The organism is Nibrella viscosa, assembly GCF_039541875.1.
GTDB classification, from domain to species: Bacteria; Bacteroidota; Bacteroidia; order Cytophagales; family Spirosomataceae; genus Nibrella; species Nibrella viscosa.
On sequence record NZ_BAABHB010000014.1, the window covers coordinates 17,473 to 33,529 of the forward strand.

The 16,057-nt window shown below is 52.6% G+C and carries 11 protein-coding genes; 7 read left to right on the top strand and 4 right to left on the bottom strand.

Annotated elements, in window-relative coordinates; translation table 11 throughout:
* Positions 1–92: 92 nt before the first annotated feature.
* Positions 93–1,121 (top strand): ScyD/ScyE family protein, encoded by a 1,029-nt coding sequence (locus ABD931_RS24050; RefSeq protein WP_345270571.1) that lies wholly within the window; start codon positions 93–95, stop codon positions 1,119–1,121.
* A 55-nt stretch (positions 1,122–1,176) separates the two neighbouring features.
* Here the strand turns inward: ABD931_RS24050 and ABD931_RS24055 are convergent, their stop codons facing one another.
* Complete coding sequence (locus tag ABD931_RS24055) at positions 1,177–2,199, bottom strand: YpdA family putative bacillithiol disulfide reductase (protein WP_345270572.1); 1,023 nt, start codon at positions 2,197–2,199, stop codon at positions 1,177–1,179.
* Between the two features lie 148 nt (positions 2,200–2,347).
* Between ABD931_RS24055 and priA the strand changes: the two genes are divergently transcribed.
* Positions 2,348–4,858: a replication restart helicase PriA gene (gene priA / locus ABD931_RS24060; protein ID WP_345270573.1), complete on the top strand. Its 2,511-nt coding sequence runs from the start codon at positions 2,348–2,350 to the stop codon at positions 4,856–4,858.
* Positions 4,859–4,948: 90 nt separating this feature from the next.
* On the top strand, positions 4,949–6,385 hold the full coding sequence (pyk, locus tag ABD931_RS24065; protein WP_345270574.1) for a pyruvate kinase: 1,437 nt from the start codon (positions 4,949–4,951) through the stop codon (positions 6,383–6,385).
* Between the two features lie 133 nt (positions 6,386–6,518).
* Here pyk and ABD931_RS24070 read toward each other — a convergent pair whose 3' ends face one another.
* Both ABD931_RS24070 and yihA read right to left on the bottom strand, forming a co-directional pair.
* Positions 6,519–7,013: a DUF5606 family protein gene (locus ABD931_RS24070; protein ID WP_345270575.1), complete on the bottom strand. Its 495-nt coding sequence runs from the start codon at positions 7,011–7,013 to the stop codon at positions 6,519–6,521.
* 146 nt (positions 7,014–7,159) lie between these two features.
* Entirely contained in the window at positions 7,160–7,765 is a 606-nt protein-coding gene (gene yihA, locus ABD931_RS24075) for a ribosome biogenesis GTP-binding protein YihA/YsxC (protein WP_345270576.1), read from the bottom strand.
* Between the two features lie 214 nt (positions 7,766–7,979).
* Between yihA and ABD931_RS24080 the strand changes: the two genes are divergently transcribed.
* From ABD931_RS24080 to ABD931_RS24090, 3 genes are all read left to right on the top strand, one after another.
* Positions 7,980–8,804, top strand: a complete 825-nt coding sequence (locus ABD931_RS24080) for a TerC family protein (protein WP_345270577.1) — start codon at positions 7,980–7,982, stop codon at positions 8,802–8,804.
* 51 nt (positions 8,805–8,855) lie between these two features.
* Positions 8,856–10,340: an NADH-quinone oxidoreductase subunit N gene (locus tag ABD931_RS24085; protein ID WP_345270578.1), complete on the top strand. Its 1,485-nt coding sequence runs from the start codon at positions 8,856–8,858 to the stop codon at positions 10,338–10,340.
* 129 nt (positions 10,341–10,469) lie between these two features.
* The gene (locus ABD931_RS24090; RefSeq protein ID WP_345270579.1) at positions 10,470–12,362 is read left to right on the top strand and encodes an amidophosphoribosyltransferase; all 1,893 of its coding nucleotides are present in this window, start codon (positions 10,470–10,472) and stop codon (positions 12,360–12,362) included.
* Positions 12,363–12,441: 79 nt separating this feature from the next.
* On the opposite strand, the gene ABD931_RS24095 is transcribed toward ABD931_RS24090, so the two are convergent.
* Positions 12,442–13,770, bottom strand: coding sequence for a vanadium-dependent haloperoxidase (locus ABD931_RS24095; RefSeq protein ID WP_345270580.1), 1,329 nt, complete (start codon positions 13,768–13,770; stop codon positions 12,442–12,444).
* A gap of 268 nt (positions 13,771–14,038) precedes the next feature.
* On the opposite strand from ABD931_RS24095, the gene dnaG reads away from it, so the two are divergent.
* Complete coding sequence (dnaG, locus tag ABD931_RS24100) at positions 14,039–16,057, top strand: DNA primase (protein ID WP_345270581.1); 2,019 nt, start codon at positions 14,039–14,041, stop codon at positions 16,055–16,057.

The window sequence follows — 16,057 nt, forward strand, 5'->3', positions numbered from 1 at the left end:
TGATCTAAGGATAACTTGGGTAAAGCGAAAGAAATTAACAGGCTGTTCGCAGAAAATGTTTGCCCGGTTACTCACTTAAACATCTCAATTCTATGAAAAGCAAGATTACAGTATCACTCGCCTTCTTTGTCTGTCTGTTGACGTTTAGCTGCCGGGACCATTCTTTACCGGTAAATCCCGCTCAGATTCAGGTCTTCGATTTTGCTGCTAACCTGCTATCGCCCATGGGTATGGATACCGACCCACAGGGCCGGGTTTGGCTAGCGGAAGCGGGAACCGGAAAGGACGATGGTCGAATTTCGGTAATCTTGCCGAATGGTTCCCGGTTTTCAGTTATCACTGGTTTTCCATCATTTTTTGTCCCCACTGAGCCTTTTCCGGTTGGGCTAAATCACCTCCTGTATATAAACGGAACCCTCTACATTTTACATGCGAATGGCCTGCTGTATAAAGCCGACGTCAGCCAGTTTGTTCCCGGAACCAGTGCACCGGTGCCGGCGAGTAACCTGCAAACGGAAAATATTGGTCAGTTTGTAGTGAACTACGATTTTGGGGCGGAAGACACAGGTGAGTCTAATCCGTTTAATCTAACCATGGGTCCAAACGGAGAGCTTTATATTGCCGATGCAGCCGCTAATTCCATTATTCGCCGGGCAACAAACGGCACGTTGAGTGTTTTTGCCACCCTACCCCGTTTTACAAACCCAACGAACCCGATGATTGGCCCGCCTAAAATTGATCCGGTACCAACGGGTATTGTCTATGACGGAAACGGGTGGTTTTATGTGACAACTCTCACGGGCTTTCCGTTCATACCTGGGCAGGCCGCTATTTACCGGTTGGGACTCAACGGCGTATTTTCAGTCTATCAGAGCGGACTGACTACGTTGGTCGATGTGGAGTTGGGAAGCGATAATCAGCCACTGGCTGTGCATTTCGCTGATTTTGCGTTGCCGGCCGGTTTTGCACCCAATACGGGCAGTGTAGTCCGGTCAAATGGTAGTAGTAGCGCGAATTTACTGACGGGTCTGAACTTGCCGACGGATCTTGAAAAAGCCGGCCCGAATACCTATTATATCAATAGCCTGGTGGGAGGGACGATTAAGAAAGTTACGTATTAATGAGTAAGCTGGAATGGTATTCCGGGCTACACTCCCGGAATACCATTCCAGGCTATTATATCCGCTCAATCAACTCCTTCACCTGATGCACCTCGCGACCCACAATGTGGTCGATAATGGCCTGGGCGTGCTCGCGGCCGTTTTCAATAAATACTTTTTCGGTGTAAATGCCGGCCATGACAGTGCCGCAGACGTACAAACCCGGCACGTTGGTTTCAAAGGTTTCTTTGTCGTAAACGGGCACCTGCGTTTCGTAGTTCAACTCGACCCCGCATCGCTGGAGCAGGTCGGCGTCGGGGATGTAGCCGGTCAGAATCAGGACAAAATCGGCAGGTAATTCGCTTTCTTCGCCGGTTTGCAGGTTGGCGGTACAGACCTTGCCGGGTTCAATGCGTGTAATGCAGGTGTTGAACTGCGTATGAATTTTGCCTTCTTTCACCCGGTTTTTTACGTCCGGAATCAGCCAGTACTTCACCGTCTTCCGAAAATCCTCTGCCCGGTGTACAATCGTGACGTGGGCGTCGGCCCGGTATAATTCCAGTGCCGCTTCCACCGCCGAATTGGAGGCCCCGATAATCACCACATTCGAAAAGGAGTACTGGAAAGGCTCATCGTAGTAATGCGTGACGTGCGGCAACTCCTCACCCGAAATACCTAGCCAGCGCGGTTTATCGAAATAGCCCGTCGCCAGAATCACCTTTCGGGCGTGGTAGGTTTGGCCGGTTGTGGTCAATACCAGGAAGGCCTCTCCGTGCTTCTCCACCCGGTCTACTGTTGTGAACAACTTCACGTTCAGCTTATAATACCCTGCTACTTTGCGGTAATACTGCAGGGCTTCGTTCCGGTTGGCCTTTACGCCGGTGATCGGGAACGGTATGCCGCCGATTTCGATGTTTTCGGCCGTCGAAAAGAAGCGCATCATCTTAGGGTACCGCCGGATGGACTCGGTGATGCTCCCTTTCTCCAAAATCAGGTGGGTCAATCCACTTTTCGAGGCTTCTATCCCGGCCGCCAGACCACAGGGACCACCGCCAACGATAATGACGTCGTAAGTTGCTGTACCATTCATTGTTGCCATACCGAACAAACAATAGCAAACCCCGTTATGGTTTACACCGGCGGGTATTTTTGTGAAGTTGATACCGAGCCGGATCAGTTTCCGGCGGGCCGCGTTCGCTTTTCTGTTGTATATTTACTGACTGAGTTCCCGTCAACCGGCTTGTCTTTTGTTCGATTCGCTATTTCCATACACTGCTGCTGAGGAGGTTACCTTTTTTGTGGACCTGATTTTGCCCATCCCGGTGCCGAAACTGTTCACGTATCGGGTACCGCGCGATATGGCGGGGCTGCTTAAAATTGGTGCCCGCGTGATTGTGCCTTTTGGGAAAAGCCGGGTCATGACGGCTATAGTCGCCAGGATGCACAACCACCCGCCGGCCAAATACCAGGCTCGCTACGTGCTGGAACTGCTGGATGAGTACCCGCTGGTGACCAGTTACCAACTGGAGCTATTCAACTGGATGGCCGAGTACTACATGTGCTGCGTGGGGGAGGTGATGAACGTGGCCCTGCCGTCGGGCCTGAAGATCACCAGCCAGTCGAAGGTGCAGTACAACCCCGATTTTGACTATCCCGAACTGCTGACCAAAGAGGAATGGGATCTGCTGAAAGAGTTGCAGAAGCACCCGGCCTTGTCGTACGAGGAACTGGGCCGGCTGGTTGGCGAGGTACATGTACCGGCCATGATCAAATCGCTGGTGGGGAAGCGAGCTGTGATTGTGTTTGAAGAGGTGCGGGAGAAATACGTACCCAAGATGGTGCGCAAGATCCGCCTGCACGCCAATTACGAGAACCGCGAACAACTGCTGATGCTCATTAACCGGCTCGAAAAACTGCCGAAGCAGCAGGAGGTGGTCATGCGCTACCTCCGTTACGTGCCGGTGCAGATCAACCCGGCAACCAACCAGAAAGGTCTGGACAAAACCGTGCTGAACCAGGACGACGAACTCTCGCAGTCGTCGCTGCAAACACTCATCAAAAACGAAGTATTCGAGACGTTTGAGGTCATTCAGCCGCGCTTCAGCGATACCGGCATTACGCCCCAGGTCGAAATCCGGCTGACCGACGCCCAGCAGGGAGCGATTAACAAGGTAACCACTCTGTTTCAGGAGCGGGATGTGGTGCTGTTTCACGGCATCACGGGCAGCGGCAAAACCGAAATCTACATCCGGCTGATTCAGCAGGCGCTGGAAGGGGGCTCGCAGGTGCTGTACCTGCTGCCCGAAATAGCCCTGACTACCCAGATCGTGGTGCGCCTGCAGAAGGTGTTCGGCGATAAAATGGGCATCTACCATTCTAAATTTTCAGACAATGAGCGCGTCGAGGTCTGGAAAGGCATCATCTCCGGGCAGTACCAGTTTGTGATTGGGGTGCGGTCGGCGGTGTTTCTGCCATTTGATAACCTGGGGCTGATTATTGTCGACGAAGAACACGAAACGTCGTACAAGCAGCATGACCCGGCTCCGCGCTACCACGCCCGCGACGTAGCCATTATGCTGGCCCACTGGCAAAAGGCTAAAGTGCTGCTGGGCTCCGCTACGCCCTCTGTCGAAAGTTACTACCACGCGCAGCAGAAACGGTATGGGCTGGTGGAGCTGTTTCAGCGCTACGGGCAGGCCACGCTGCCCAATATCCGGCTGGTGAATGTCCGGCAGGAGCGGAAGCAGAAGACCATGAAAAACGAGTTTTCATCGGCCCTGCTGCAGGAACTGGAGATGAACCTCGACCGGAAGGAGCAGAGTATTCTGTTCCAGAACCGCCGGGGGTATTCGCCCTACCTGCAATGCGAAGACTGCGACTGGACCTCTGAGTGCCCCAACTGCGCCGTGAGCCTGACCTACCACATGCGGGCCGCTGAGCTGCGCTGCCACTACTGCGGCCATAAAGAAGAGGTGCCGCGTTTGTGTCCCGTCTGCGGCTCCACCAAGGTAAAGACGGTCGGCTTCGGTACCGAAAAGATTGAAGATCAGTTGCAGATCCTGTTCCCGCAGGCCCGTATTCAACGGATGGACCTGGACACGACCCGTACCAAAAACGCGTACCAGCAGATCATCAAAGAGTTTGAGGAGGGGCAGGTGGATATTCTGGTGGGTACGCAGATGATTACCAAAGGACTCGACTTCGACAACGTCAGCCTGGTGGGTATATTCGACGCCGACCGGCTCATTCACTACCCCGAATTCCGGGCAACGGAGCGGGCCTTTCAGATGATTACGCAGGTGAGCGGGCGGGCCGGCCGCCGGGCCGACCGGCAGGGGAAAGTGCTCATCCAGACCAGCAATCCGGAGCAGGCAATTTTGCAGAAGGTGCTGGAAAACGACTATTTTGGCCTGTACCAGGAAGAAGTCACCGAGCGCCAGAACTTCAATTACCCCCCTTTCAGCCGGATCATTAAGCTGACCATCCGGCATCAGGAGCAGGTAATCAGCCGTCAGGCCGCCAACAAACTGGCCGCCGACCTGGCCGAAAAGCTGGGCAGCAACCGGGTGCTGGGACCGGAGGAGCCGCTGGTGGAGCGCATCCGCAACCAGTTTCTGTACGACATTCTGATCAAGCTGGAGCGGGACAAAATCAACATCAAAGCTGTAAAAGCCTTCATTCAGGAATGCATCACCACTATTTTGACCGATAAGGGGCTGCGGGCGGTGTCGGTAGTAATTGATGTTGACCCGTTATGAGGGTTTTGCAAAAATTTTACCGACAAATTCAGATAGGCGGTTAATTTTGCAGCGGTTTTTGGTAAACATTACCAAATCTTACTGTACCCTATGTTCAAAAGAACCAAGATTGTTGCCACTGTCGGCCCGGCCTCTGACACAAAAGACCAACTGCTGGCACTGGCAAAAGCCGGGGTCAACGTATTCCGGCTCAATTTCTCCCACGGTACCCACGAAGATCATCTGGCCCGCATCCAGCGCATCCGCGAAATTAACGAAGAAAGAGGCTTGAACCTGTGTATTCTACAGGATTTGCAGGGCCCTAAAATTCGTATCGGTAAGGTGGAGGATGACAATGGCGTAACCATTTTGGCGGGGAATAGGCTCGTGTTTACCAATGATGAAATCATCGGTACTGCCGAGCGTGTCAGTACTCCCTACAAGGGTATGTACCGCGACGTTCATCCGGGGGAGCGGATTTTGCTGGACGACGGCAAACTGGAGGTGAAAGTGGTGGGCATAGAAGATACCGATGTTGTCACTGAAGTGGTGTATGGTGGGCCGCTGAAGTCAAAGAAAGGCGTAAATCTGCCTAATACGAAAGTATCGATGCCCTCGGTAACCGAAAAAGATTATATCGACCTGGACTTTGGCCTGGAAAACGATGTGGAGTGGATTGCCCTTTCGTTTGTGCGGTACGCGTCGGATATTCAGGAAGTAAAAGATTATATCAAGGCAAAGGGGAAAAATTGCCGCGTGGTGGCCAAAATTGAAAAGCCCGAGGCTATTCAGAACATCGACGAAATCATTGCAGTCACCGACGGTATCATGGTTGCCCGTGGTGACCTGGGCGTTGAATTGCCCGCCGAAGAGGTGCCCATGATCCAGAAAATGATTGTAGAGAAGTGTAACCGGGCAGCCAAACCGGTAATTGTGGCGACGCAGATGCTCGAAAGCATGATTGATGCACCCCGCCCCACCCGCGCCGAAATCAACGATGTGGCCAACTCCGTACTCGACGGGGCCGACGCAGTAATGCTCAGCGCCGAAACCGCTTCGGGTAAATACCCGATTCTGGCCGTCGAAAACATGACCCGCACCATTCAGCAGGTGGAGAACTCGGCCGATAAGCTGTATTTCCGGTACCACGCCCACGTAAACGAGCAGCCTACCGAAAACGTCCTGAACGATAACGTGGTGATGAGCGCCTGCCGGCTGGCTCGGGATACCAACGCCAAAGCCATTGTGGGTATCACCACATCGGGCTATACGGCCGTGCGGTTGTCGCACCACCGCCCCAAAGCACAGATCTGCGTGTTCTCATCCAACGCCCGGCTCCGCAACATCCTGGGACTGTACTGGGGGGTTGAGGTAATGCCGTACGAACCGAACGAAAGCCTCAATGTTGACCAGACGGTCGATGAAATCAAGGAAGTACTGGTGAATAAGAGCATTCTTAAGTCAGGTGATATCCTGATCAATACGCTCAGTATGCCGCTCTCCAAGCACCGCCGGACAAATACGGTCAAGTTGAGTCTGGTTGATTAGTTGAGTCGTTAGTCGATAGTCATTAGTAAAAACAGGCGTCAACCACTAATGACTAACGACTAACCGAAACTAAAAAGCAGCGAAGCCAAGGGCCAATCGCTGCTTTTTCTTTTTCACTGAAAATGGATACTCTTTAGGCTGGAGCCTGCTCTTCCTGTCCAGCTTCGCTGGTGGAGGCTTCGCTGGCTTCGGCGGAGGGTTCGGTCGTTTGCGTTTCGGTTGAGTTGCTCTTCTCGAAAACGTCTGGTGCGTTTTTCCGCAGAATGGTATACCAGCTTACAATTTTCTTGATATCGTTGGGACGTACCCGCTCCCGGTCGTAGTCGGGGAGGGCCTCCTCCATAAAATCGGTCAGTTCGTTGTTTGCACTTTTGGCGGTGACGGGTAGCTCGTCGCCGAATTTGTCGGCAATGGCCATGAACACCTCGCCCAGGGGCATCGATTCGTCCGCCGTGTCTACGTACACCGAAATATCGTGCAGCACCGAAACTCGCGCCGACGGTCCCATCATGGTTTTCTCTTTCTTCTCGTCGAGCGTTTCGACAATTACGCCCGAACGGCTCGGTTTCAGAATCCGATAGAGGCCGCTATGGCCGGCGATGTTTGCGATTTGCTTCAGTGCTTCCATACTCCCTTTGTTTATCTCTAACGCCACTTTAAAAAGATTGTTGCCAGATTTTTGTTTAATTAAGCCGCGAAAATAAGCAAGTTTGGTTAGTTCAGGCCAGAAATTTGGGTTCTGTTTTTCGGCTTTCGCGGGTAGTTGCCTGACGCTCAGGGAAGCGTTACTTCCTGATTGAGCGATTGGATAAACGATAAAATTTCGTCGCGGCCGGCCCCCGAAACCGCCGAAGTTATGAAAATTTGCGGCACATCTTCCCAGGTTTCCAGCATCGTTTGGCGGTACTGCGTCAGTTGTTTATCAAGCGCCGTTTTACTCAGTTTCTCCGTTTTGGTGAAAACAATCACAAACGGCAGGCCTTTTTCGCCCAGTTTTGCCATAAACTCCAGATCGATCGGCTGCGGATCAATCCGGGCGTCGACCAGCACAAACGTACAGATCAGGTTGGGGCGGGTGGTCAGGTAGGTATCAATCATGGTACCCCACTTTTCCCGCTCGGTTTTGCTGACTTTGGCGTAGCCGTAGCCGGGCAGGTCGACCAGAAACCAGTTGTTGTTGATGATAAAATGGTTGATGAGCTGCGTTTTTCCCGGTCGGCCCGATGTTTTCGCCAGCGAATTACGGCCCGTCAGCATATTGATCAGCGACGACTTGCCGACGTTGGAGCGGCCGATAAAGGCGTATTCCGGTTTTTTCGGGGGCGGGCATTTGGTCGGGTCGCTGTTGCTGATAACAAATTCAGCTGTATTGATTTTCATAGGATTGGCCTGTTTACGGCCGCAAAGTTCGAAAAGAATACGGATAAAAGACAACCCTGCCGGTATGGGGCTGTTGTGGAGAGTTGCGAAACGGTTTAGGTTCCGTTCAGGCCAGTGTCGAACCTTTCGCTTATTTAAGCGTTCATTCCTGTAATTTGCCCGTCACTGGATAGGCAAACTCAATAGTTTTGAACTGGATTTAACGTATAAACGAATGGAAAATTTATTTACGCCAGAAGCCATTATTAGTCTTCTGACGCTAACCTTTTTAGAGGTAGTTTTAGGCATAGACAATATCATCTTCATCTCCATTGCCGCTAATAAGTTACCGCCGGGTGATCAGGCCAAAGCCCGAAATATTGGTCTGTTGGCCGCGATGTTCTTCCGGATAGGGCTGTTGTTTGCAGTTTCTCTTCTTATCTCGCTGAGTAAACCGTTTACAACCATAAATAGTAAACTGTTTGAGGGGGCTTTCTCTGGGCAGAGTGTCATTCTGGTAGTTGGGGGACTTTTTTTATTGTACAAAGCGACTTCTGAGATACACCATAAACTGGAGGGGAACTCTGCTCAAGAAGAAGAGGGGAAACCCCTGGCTCAAACCGCAGTCAGACGCGGAGTAGCCGGAGTCGTTTTTCAGATTATTCTGATTGACATGGTTTTCTCCATTGATTCTATTCTAACCGCAGTGGGCTTAACCCAGAACTACACAGTTATTGCCATTGCTATTGTTATATCGGTTGGTATTATGATGTTTTTTGCCGGGCCGGTCAGCCGTTTTATCAATCAGCATCCAAGTATTCAAATGCTGGGTCTGGCCTTCCTGATCATGATTGGCTTTATGTTGATCGCTGAAGGGGCTCATCAGGCCGATGTAGTCATCTTCAATCAGGAAATCGGAGCCGTTCCCAAAGGCTATCTGTATTTTGCTATTGCGTTCTCGCTGCTGGTTGAATTCCTGAACATGCGCACCCGTAAGAGCCAGAAACCAGTAGAGCTAAACAGTTATAGCCAGCAGGCCCAGCGTGAAGGGGTAATTTAGAGGAATTTCCTTTTTCTCTTACCTTTGCGTGCCAGTCACGTACCCATCACTTTGCAACTTCGCGATCAATTACAGGACATACTGGATAGCTTAGGCGGTTTCGGGCCGGAGGTCTGGCTTTCGCTGGCCTTTTCGGGGCTGCTTGTTGCCGAATTGCTGCTGGCTCGCTCAGGAAATCCCCAGTATACGCGTCGTTGGTTAGCGGTGCTGAGCATCGGCGCATTGCTGATTGCCGGAGCTTGGGCATTATGGCAGCCATTGCGCGGGTTTTTGTTTCTGCACCTGCTCTTCCTGGATGACCAGGCGGTTTTCTTTAAGCTTGTCATTATTGTCGGAGCCGTGGCTGTACTCGCCTATGAGGCATATGGGCCGGCAGAACGTGCATCGGTCTCGTCGGCCTATCAGCTTCCCCCGGAATGGTATTCGCTCTTGCTGGCGCTGGTACTGGGTTTGTTTATCATGACCATGGCTACCAACCTGCTGGCAATTTACCTCGGCCTGGAACTGGCCTCCATCTGCTCCTACCTGCTGACGGCCCTGACTACTACCCGCAAAGCGTCTGAAGGAGGTATTAAATACCTGCTGTTCGGCGCAGTCAGCTCGGCCATTATGCTGTATGGCATATCGTTGCTGTACGGCATGACGGGCACGCTCGACATTACCAGCACCGTCTTTGGTGTCGAACTGGCCAAGAACGGGACGGTAGTAGTAGCGCTGGCCGGGCTGCTGACCCTGGCTGGTATCCTGTTCAAATTATCGCTGGTGCCGTTTCATATCTGGACCCCCGACGCCTACGATGCGGCCCCTGTGCCGGTAGCGGCTTTTTTCTCCATCGGCCCCAAAGCGGCTGCGCTGCTGGTGCTGATGCGGCTGGTGTCGGCCCTGCCGGGTGAGCTGCAAACACCGCTGGCAGTGGTGGCGCTGGCTAGCATTACCCTCGGCAACCTGTCTGCGCTCTGGCAGACGGATGCCAAGCGGCTGCTGGCGTATTCGACCATTGCCCATGCCGGCTTTCTGCTGGTGGGCGTGGTGGCATTCAACGAGAGCGGTTTTCAGGCCGCTACCTTTTATGTGGCTACCTACCTGTTCATCAACCTGGCGGCCTTTTTTCTGATCGATACCTTTGCTCAGAGTACGTCGGGCAGCCTGAAAATCAACGACTTTGCCGGAATGGGCGCCGACCGGCCATGGCTGGCCGTAGCCATGACCGTGGTGATGCTGGCCCTGACCGGCCTGCCGCCTACCGTAGGCTTCACGGCCAAACTATTGTCGTTTTCGGCCCTGCTGCAGGCATATCAGACCACAGACAATCCGTGGCTGCTCGTGCTGTTTGGTCTGGGCGTGCTGAACGCCGTGGTTTCACTATTCTACTACCTGAAAATTCCGTATCTGCTGTTTTTCAAGGTCAGAACCCGAACAGAAGTCGTTGCCATAACGCCTATTTCGCAGCAGGTACTGATCGGCGTATTGGTGGCACCGGTGATTCTCCTGTTCCTGAAACCCGACTGGCTGCTGCAACTGATTGCCGGCCTGTAACATTAAAGTTAGCTAAAAAGAGGCCGTCTGTGATGCGAGAAGTCCGGTGGTTTGTTACATTTGTTTGAGCCGTTCAACGAACGAAAAAACAAGTGGTAACGTTACTTTTTCATCACTAAAAACCTCCTCATGAGCGACACCATCAAACATGAGTGCGGCATTGCAATGATTCGTCTGCGCAAGCCATATCAGTACTACATCGACAAATACAAAACACCCCTTTACGCGGCCAACAAACTGTACCTGCTGATGGAAAAGCAGGTAAACCGGGGGCAGGACGGAGCCGGAGTGGCCAACATCAAAATTGACGTTCCGCCCGGGCACCGTTATATCAGCCGCTACCGTTCCGTAGATTCGCAACCGGTGGCGGAGATCTTCCAGAAGATTAATAAGAAAGTCAAAAAATCCCTGAAAGGTAACAAAGATGCAGCCCGCGATGCCCGCTGGCTACAGGAAAACGTTGCGTTTACGGGTGAGGTTTGGCTGGGACACCTGCGCTACGGTACCCACGGGGCCAACGAGATTGAAAACTGCCACCCCATGCTGCGTCAGAACAACTGGCGGAGCCGTAACCTGGTGGTAGCAGGTAACTTCAACATGACCAATGTCGATGAACTGTTCGATAAACTGGTTTCGCTGGGGCAGCACCCCAAAGAGCGGGTCGACACGGTCACGGTGATGGAGAAGATCGGCCACTTCCTGGACGAAGAAAACCAACGGGTATTCGACCGCTTCAAAGGCATTTACGAAAACCCTGACCTGTCGGACATTATCGAGGACAACATGGACCTGCAGCGGGTACTGCACCGCTCGTGCCGCGACTTTGATGGTGGTTACGCTATGGCGGGTATGACAGGCTACGGCGCTGCTTTTGTGGCCCGCGATCCGGCCGGTATTCGGCCTGCCTATTATTATGCCGATGATGAGGTAGTGGTGGTGGCGTCGGAGAAACCGGCCATTAAAACGGCCTTCAATGTGGAGTACAGCCAGATTCGGGAGGTAAAGCCGGGGCATGCCCTCATTATCGATAAATACGGCGAATACGATGAGTACGAATTTATCAAGCCCATCGAAAAACGCTCGTGTAGCTTTGAACGCATCTATTTCTCCCGCGCTACCGATCCGGATATTTACAACGAGCGCAAAATGCTCGGCCGCCTGCTGGTGCCGCAGATCCTGGAAGAAATTGACCACGATCTCGAAAATACCGTTTTCTCTTACATTCCGAATACCGCCGAGACGGCCTTCTTCGGCATGGTAGAAGGTCTGGAAGATTACCTGGCCAAACAGCGGAAGAAAGCCATCATGGAGGGTATTCTGTTTGAGCAGGATCTCGAGAAAGTCCTGTCGTTCCGGCCCCGGATCGAGAAGCTGGTTTCCAAAGACGTGAAGCTCCGTACCTTTATCACCGACGACGCTCACCGCGACGATATGGTGTCGCACGTATACGATACCACATTTGAGGTTATCAAAAAAGGCAAAGACAATATCGTGGTGATGGATGACTCCATTGTGCGGGGAACCACCCTGGAGAAAAGTATCCTGCGGATGCTCGACCGGCTGGGTCCGAAGAAGATCATCATTGTTTCGTCGGCCCCACAGATTCGCTTTCCGGACTGCTACGGTATTGATATGTCCAAGGTAAAGGAGTTTGTTGCTTTCCGGGCGGTGCTGGAACTGCTCAGGGAGCGTGGGCTAGACAATCTGATCGATGAGGTGTATGCCCAGTGTGTGGTGGCTATCGAGTCTGGCAATGCTACCCGGAAGAACTATGTAAAGGCGCTCTTTGAACCTTTTACATATCAGGAGGTATCGCAGAAAATTGCGCATATTGTCACGCCCAAAGACCTGAATGCCGAACTGGCGGTGGTGTACCAAACGGTTGATAACCTGCACCGCGCCTGCCCGAATCATTCCGGTGACTGGTACTTCACCGGCGATTATCCGACCGACGGCGGTAACAAAGTTGTTAACAAAGCCTTTGTTAACTTTATGGAAAACAAAGTTGTGCGGGCCTACTAAGTCTAAGTAATTGAACGCTATAAATGAGCAGCGGCCCCGGTATCATTACCGGGGCCGCTGCTGTTATAGGTTGTCAGGGTTATTTACGCCAGCCCAGCGCATTTATATTCCGGCCTATTTTCCGGCCTTCGATCAGGCCGGTTTCGTTATCCTGCCGGGTGTGAATGCCGCCCAGAAAACGTGAACGAGCCGATTCTTCGGCCGCTTCCCAGAAAGACGGAAAAGACCGGGCTTTGAAGTCTACACCTCGCTGCGTATCGCGGGGCCGACCTACATGCGAGTCATCGATAAAGGCGAAGCTGTCGCCGTACAGGTCGGCCAATACGGTAGCCGTAGCCGCCGATTGGGTGGCATGGCCGGAGGTATAGCCCGGGAACGGCGGTGCCGGCCAGAAGGGTACCCAAGCGGGATCAATAGCCCGGCGGACAAAAGTATACGGTCGTTCGTTGAAGAATTTGTATTTACACTTCCAGCACAGGGTAAACGCATCGGCCACGGTAATGCCGGCGCGGGCGAGTGTTTCGGCCGCTTTGGCCAGATTGGCATTGGCCGTTTTGATGGCAATGCGGGCCAGGTTATACGAATGACCCGGCGGGGTAAACGTTTCACCTGGGTCGTCGGCCCACCAGATCGATATTTCTTTTTCAGCCTGCGTCAACACTTTGTTTTTGGTATAAACCTCCAGGTACTGCGCAAAATACTGGGATTTTACATCGGTAGAAACCTCCAGCGGCTGGGGCATGGGCAGGGTGCTGTTTGCCGATACAAACAGGCGGTTATTTCCCCAGTACGGTTGCAGGGGAATTTGCCGGCCGTTTTCGGTAGGTTGCCAGGCGCCGGGAAACACCGGTACTTTAAAATCGGCAGGAAAATTGCGGTTGTATCCCTCATGCCCGCCATCGCTTTTCGACCACTCAAAAATGGCCTGCGCAATACTGCGGCCAAACACAGTCGAGCGCTCGTTTACGGCTTCATCGCTATCTTTATATTGCGTCAGTAGGGCCTTCTCCAGAGAATCGATGCGGGTTTTATTAACGGCCGAGGTATTGGCAAACAGATTGCGGAGGATAGCGGCCTGAGTAGCATTGGCACTTAAGGCCCAGTTGTAGATTTTATCGGATTCCGGCTGGGGGAGTTGTGAAAGGCCCTGGAGCTGACCGGCCAGTGAGCGGTTGTTGGGCATACCCGGTACAACAGCTTCGTAGAGCGCTACGCCGGCGTAGCCGATGGTACGGGCCGCAACCGGGGGCGTAAAACCGGCGGAGGTCTGGATTAACTTCAGATGCAGATCTGACCATTTGAGGGCTACTTCTGCGTCGAACTTCTCAACGGCGTTTGGTTGCGGACTTACCGGCTCTTTTGATGACTTACAGGCTTGAAAAAGCAAAAGACCCATAAAGAGTAACATACCTGCGAAAAGCCGGAACGGGCTTTTTCGCCTGCGTGTTTTGGATGTCTTTATAAAAAGAGGTATATCTTGAGTCATAAAACGTCTGTACCAGTACTTACCGGTCTGGTTTAGTTCTGTTTAACAAATAGAGCAAAAATATTGCCGGAAAGCAACGATAAAATTCTGCCATAAATAGAAAGAAGTAAGGCTCCTGGATAAGATTTACCGTAAATTTGGTGTAGACTCCTGCGGTAGGAGACTCTGGTAACGTTTTGATCCAGCGCTAATGCGTATCCCCGAAGAAACCGTTGACCGTATTCGCCAGGCTGCGGATATTATAGAAGTAGTGGGTGATTTTGTCTCACTGAAAAAGCGGGGTAGTAATTACATTGCCTGCTGCCCGTTCCATAATGAGAAAACGCCTTCGTTTAACGTAAACCCCACCCGTCAGATTTATAAATGCTTTGGCTGCGGTAAGGCCGGTGATGCGGTGCGGTTTGTCATGGATATCGAAAACATTGGTTATGGCGAAGCCCTGCGTTTTCTGGCGAAGAAGTACAACATCGAGGTTCAGGAGCAGGAAGCCACGCCCGAAGAACTCATCCGGCAGAACGAGCGCGAAAGTTTGTATATCATCCTGAATTTTGCCAAAAGCTTTTATCAGGAAACCCTTACCCACACCGAAGAAGGACAGAGCATCGGCCTGAGCTATTTTCGGGAGCGGGGCTTTACTAACCCCACTATCGAGGCCTTTGAACTTGGCTACAGCCTGGATCAGTGGGGGGCGTTGCTGGAAGAAGCCCAGCGGAAAGGCTATAATACCGCACTTTTGGAGAAAGCCGGTCTGGTGCTGGCCAAAGACGGCGGTAAAGTCTACGACCGGTTCCGGGGCCGCGTCATTTTCCCGATCCACAACGTTGCCGGGCGGGTTATTGCCTTCGGAGCACGAATCCTGAAAACGGATAAGTCGCAGCCTAAATACATCAACTCGCCCGAAACAGAGGTCTACCACAAAAGCCAGGTGCTGTATGGCATCTTTCAGGCCAAACAAACCATCCGGCAGGAGGATGTCTGTTATCTGACCGAAGGCTACACCGATGTGATCTCCCTCTACCAGGCGGGTATTAAAAACGTAGTAGCCTCGTCGGGCACCTCGCTGACTATTGAGCAGATTCGGCTCATCAGTCGGTTTACCCAGAATGTTACGATTCTGTACGATGGCGATGCGGCCGGTATTAAAGCGGCCCTGCGCGGCCTGGATATGGTGCTGGAAGAAGGGCTTAACGTCAGCGTAGCTACCTTCCCTGATGGCGACGATCCCGACAGCTACGTCCGGAAAGTAGGTGCGGAGGCTTTCCGGGACCATTTGCGCCGGCATACGCTCGACTTTATTACGTTTAAAGCAGACGCCCTGCTGCGCGAAGCCGGTGATAATCCGTTTAAGCGGGCGGAGGTAATTGCCGAAGTTGTAGGGAGTATCGTAAAAATACCGGACCCTATTAAACGTCAGGTTTTTTTTCGGACCACGTCCCAGCAGTTACAGGTTGATGAGCAGACGCTGATCAGCGAAGGCAACCGGATTATTCGCAAGCTGCAGGAGCAGAAAGCACGGGATTATGAGCGGCAGAAAACGGCACCGGCCCGGAGCGCAGCGCCGGGTGAGCCTTCGCTGGAGGATATTAACGCCTTGCTGAACGGCCTGGAGATAGAGTCGGCTCCCCAGGATGTATGGGTACCTGACCCGTTGGCCACCAAACTGCCTGCTGCCAAAAAAGGAGCTCGCAGTGCCCTTTCCTATCAGGAAGAGGAGTGTATCCGGCTGCTGATCAACTACGGAGCCCGGGAACTGGAGCCTGGCATCTCCTTATGCCATTATGTGCTGAGTGAGCTGGGCGATATTCAGTTCCAGTATGCCCCATACGACCTGATGCTGACGCTCTTCCGTGAGGCATTCCTCCGGGGGGATATTCTGACCTCCGGTGATTTCCTGGACCAGAATGATCCGGCTCTGCAGCACGAAGCCATTACCCTGACCACACCCCGTTACGAACTCAGTGACGGCTGGCTGAAACACGAGATTATTGTCCCGACGGAAGAAGAAATAACCATCCTGGCAGATGCTGCTTACGGGAATATTCTGCGGATTAAAAAACTGCTGGCAGAGCAGCAAATGGTCCGCCTGAAGCAACTCATCAGCCAGGCTGCCGATCCGGCTGAGTCGGACCAGTATATGCTGGAGTATATGCATTTCAAGCGGGTGGATATGGAGATTGCCAAACTTCTTGGTACGGTTATATCCGGCTAA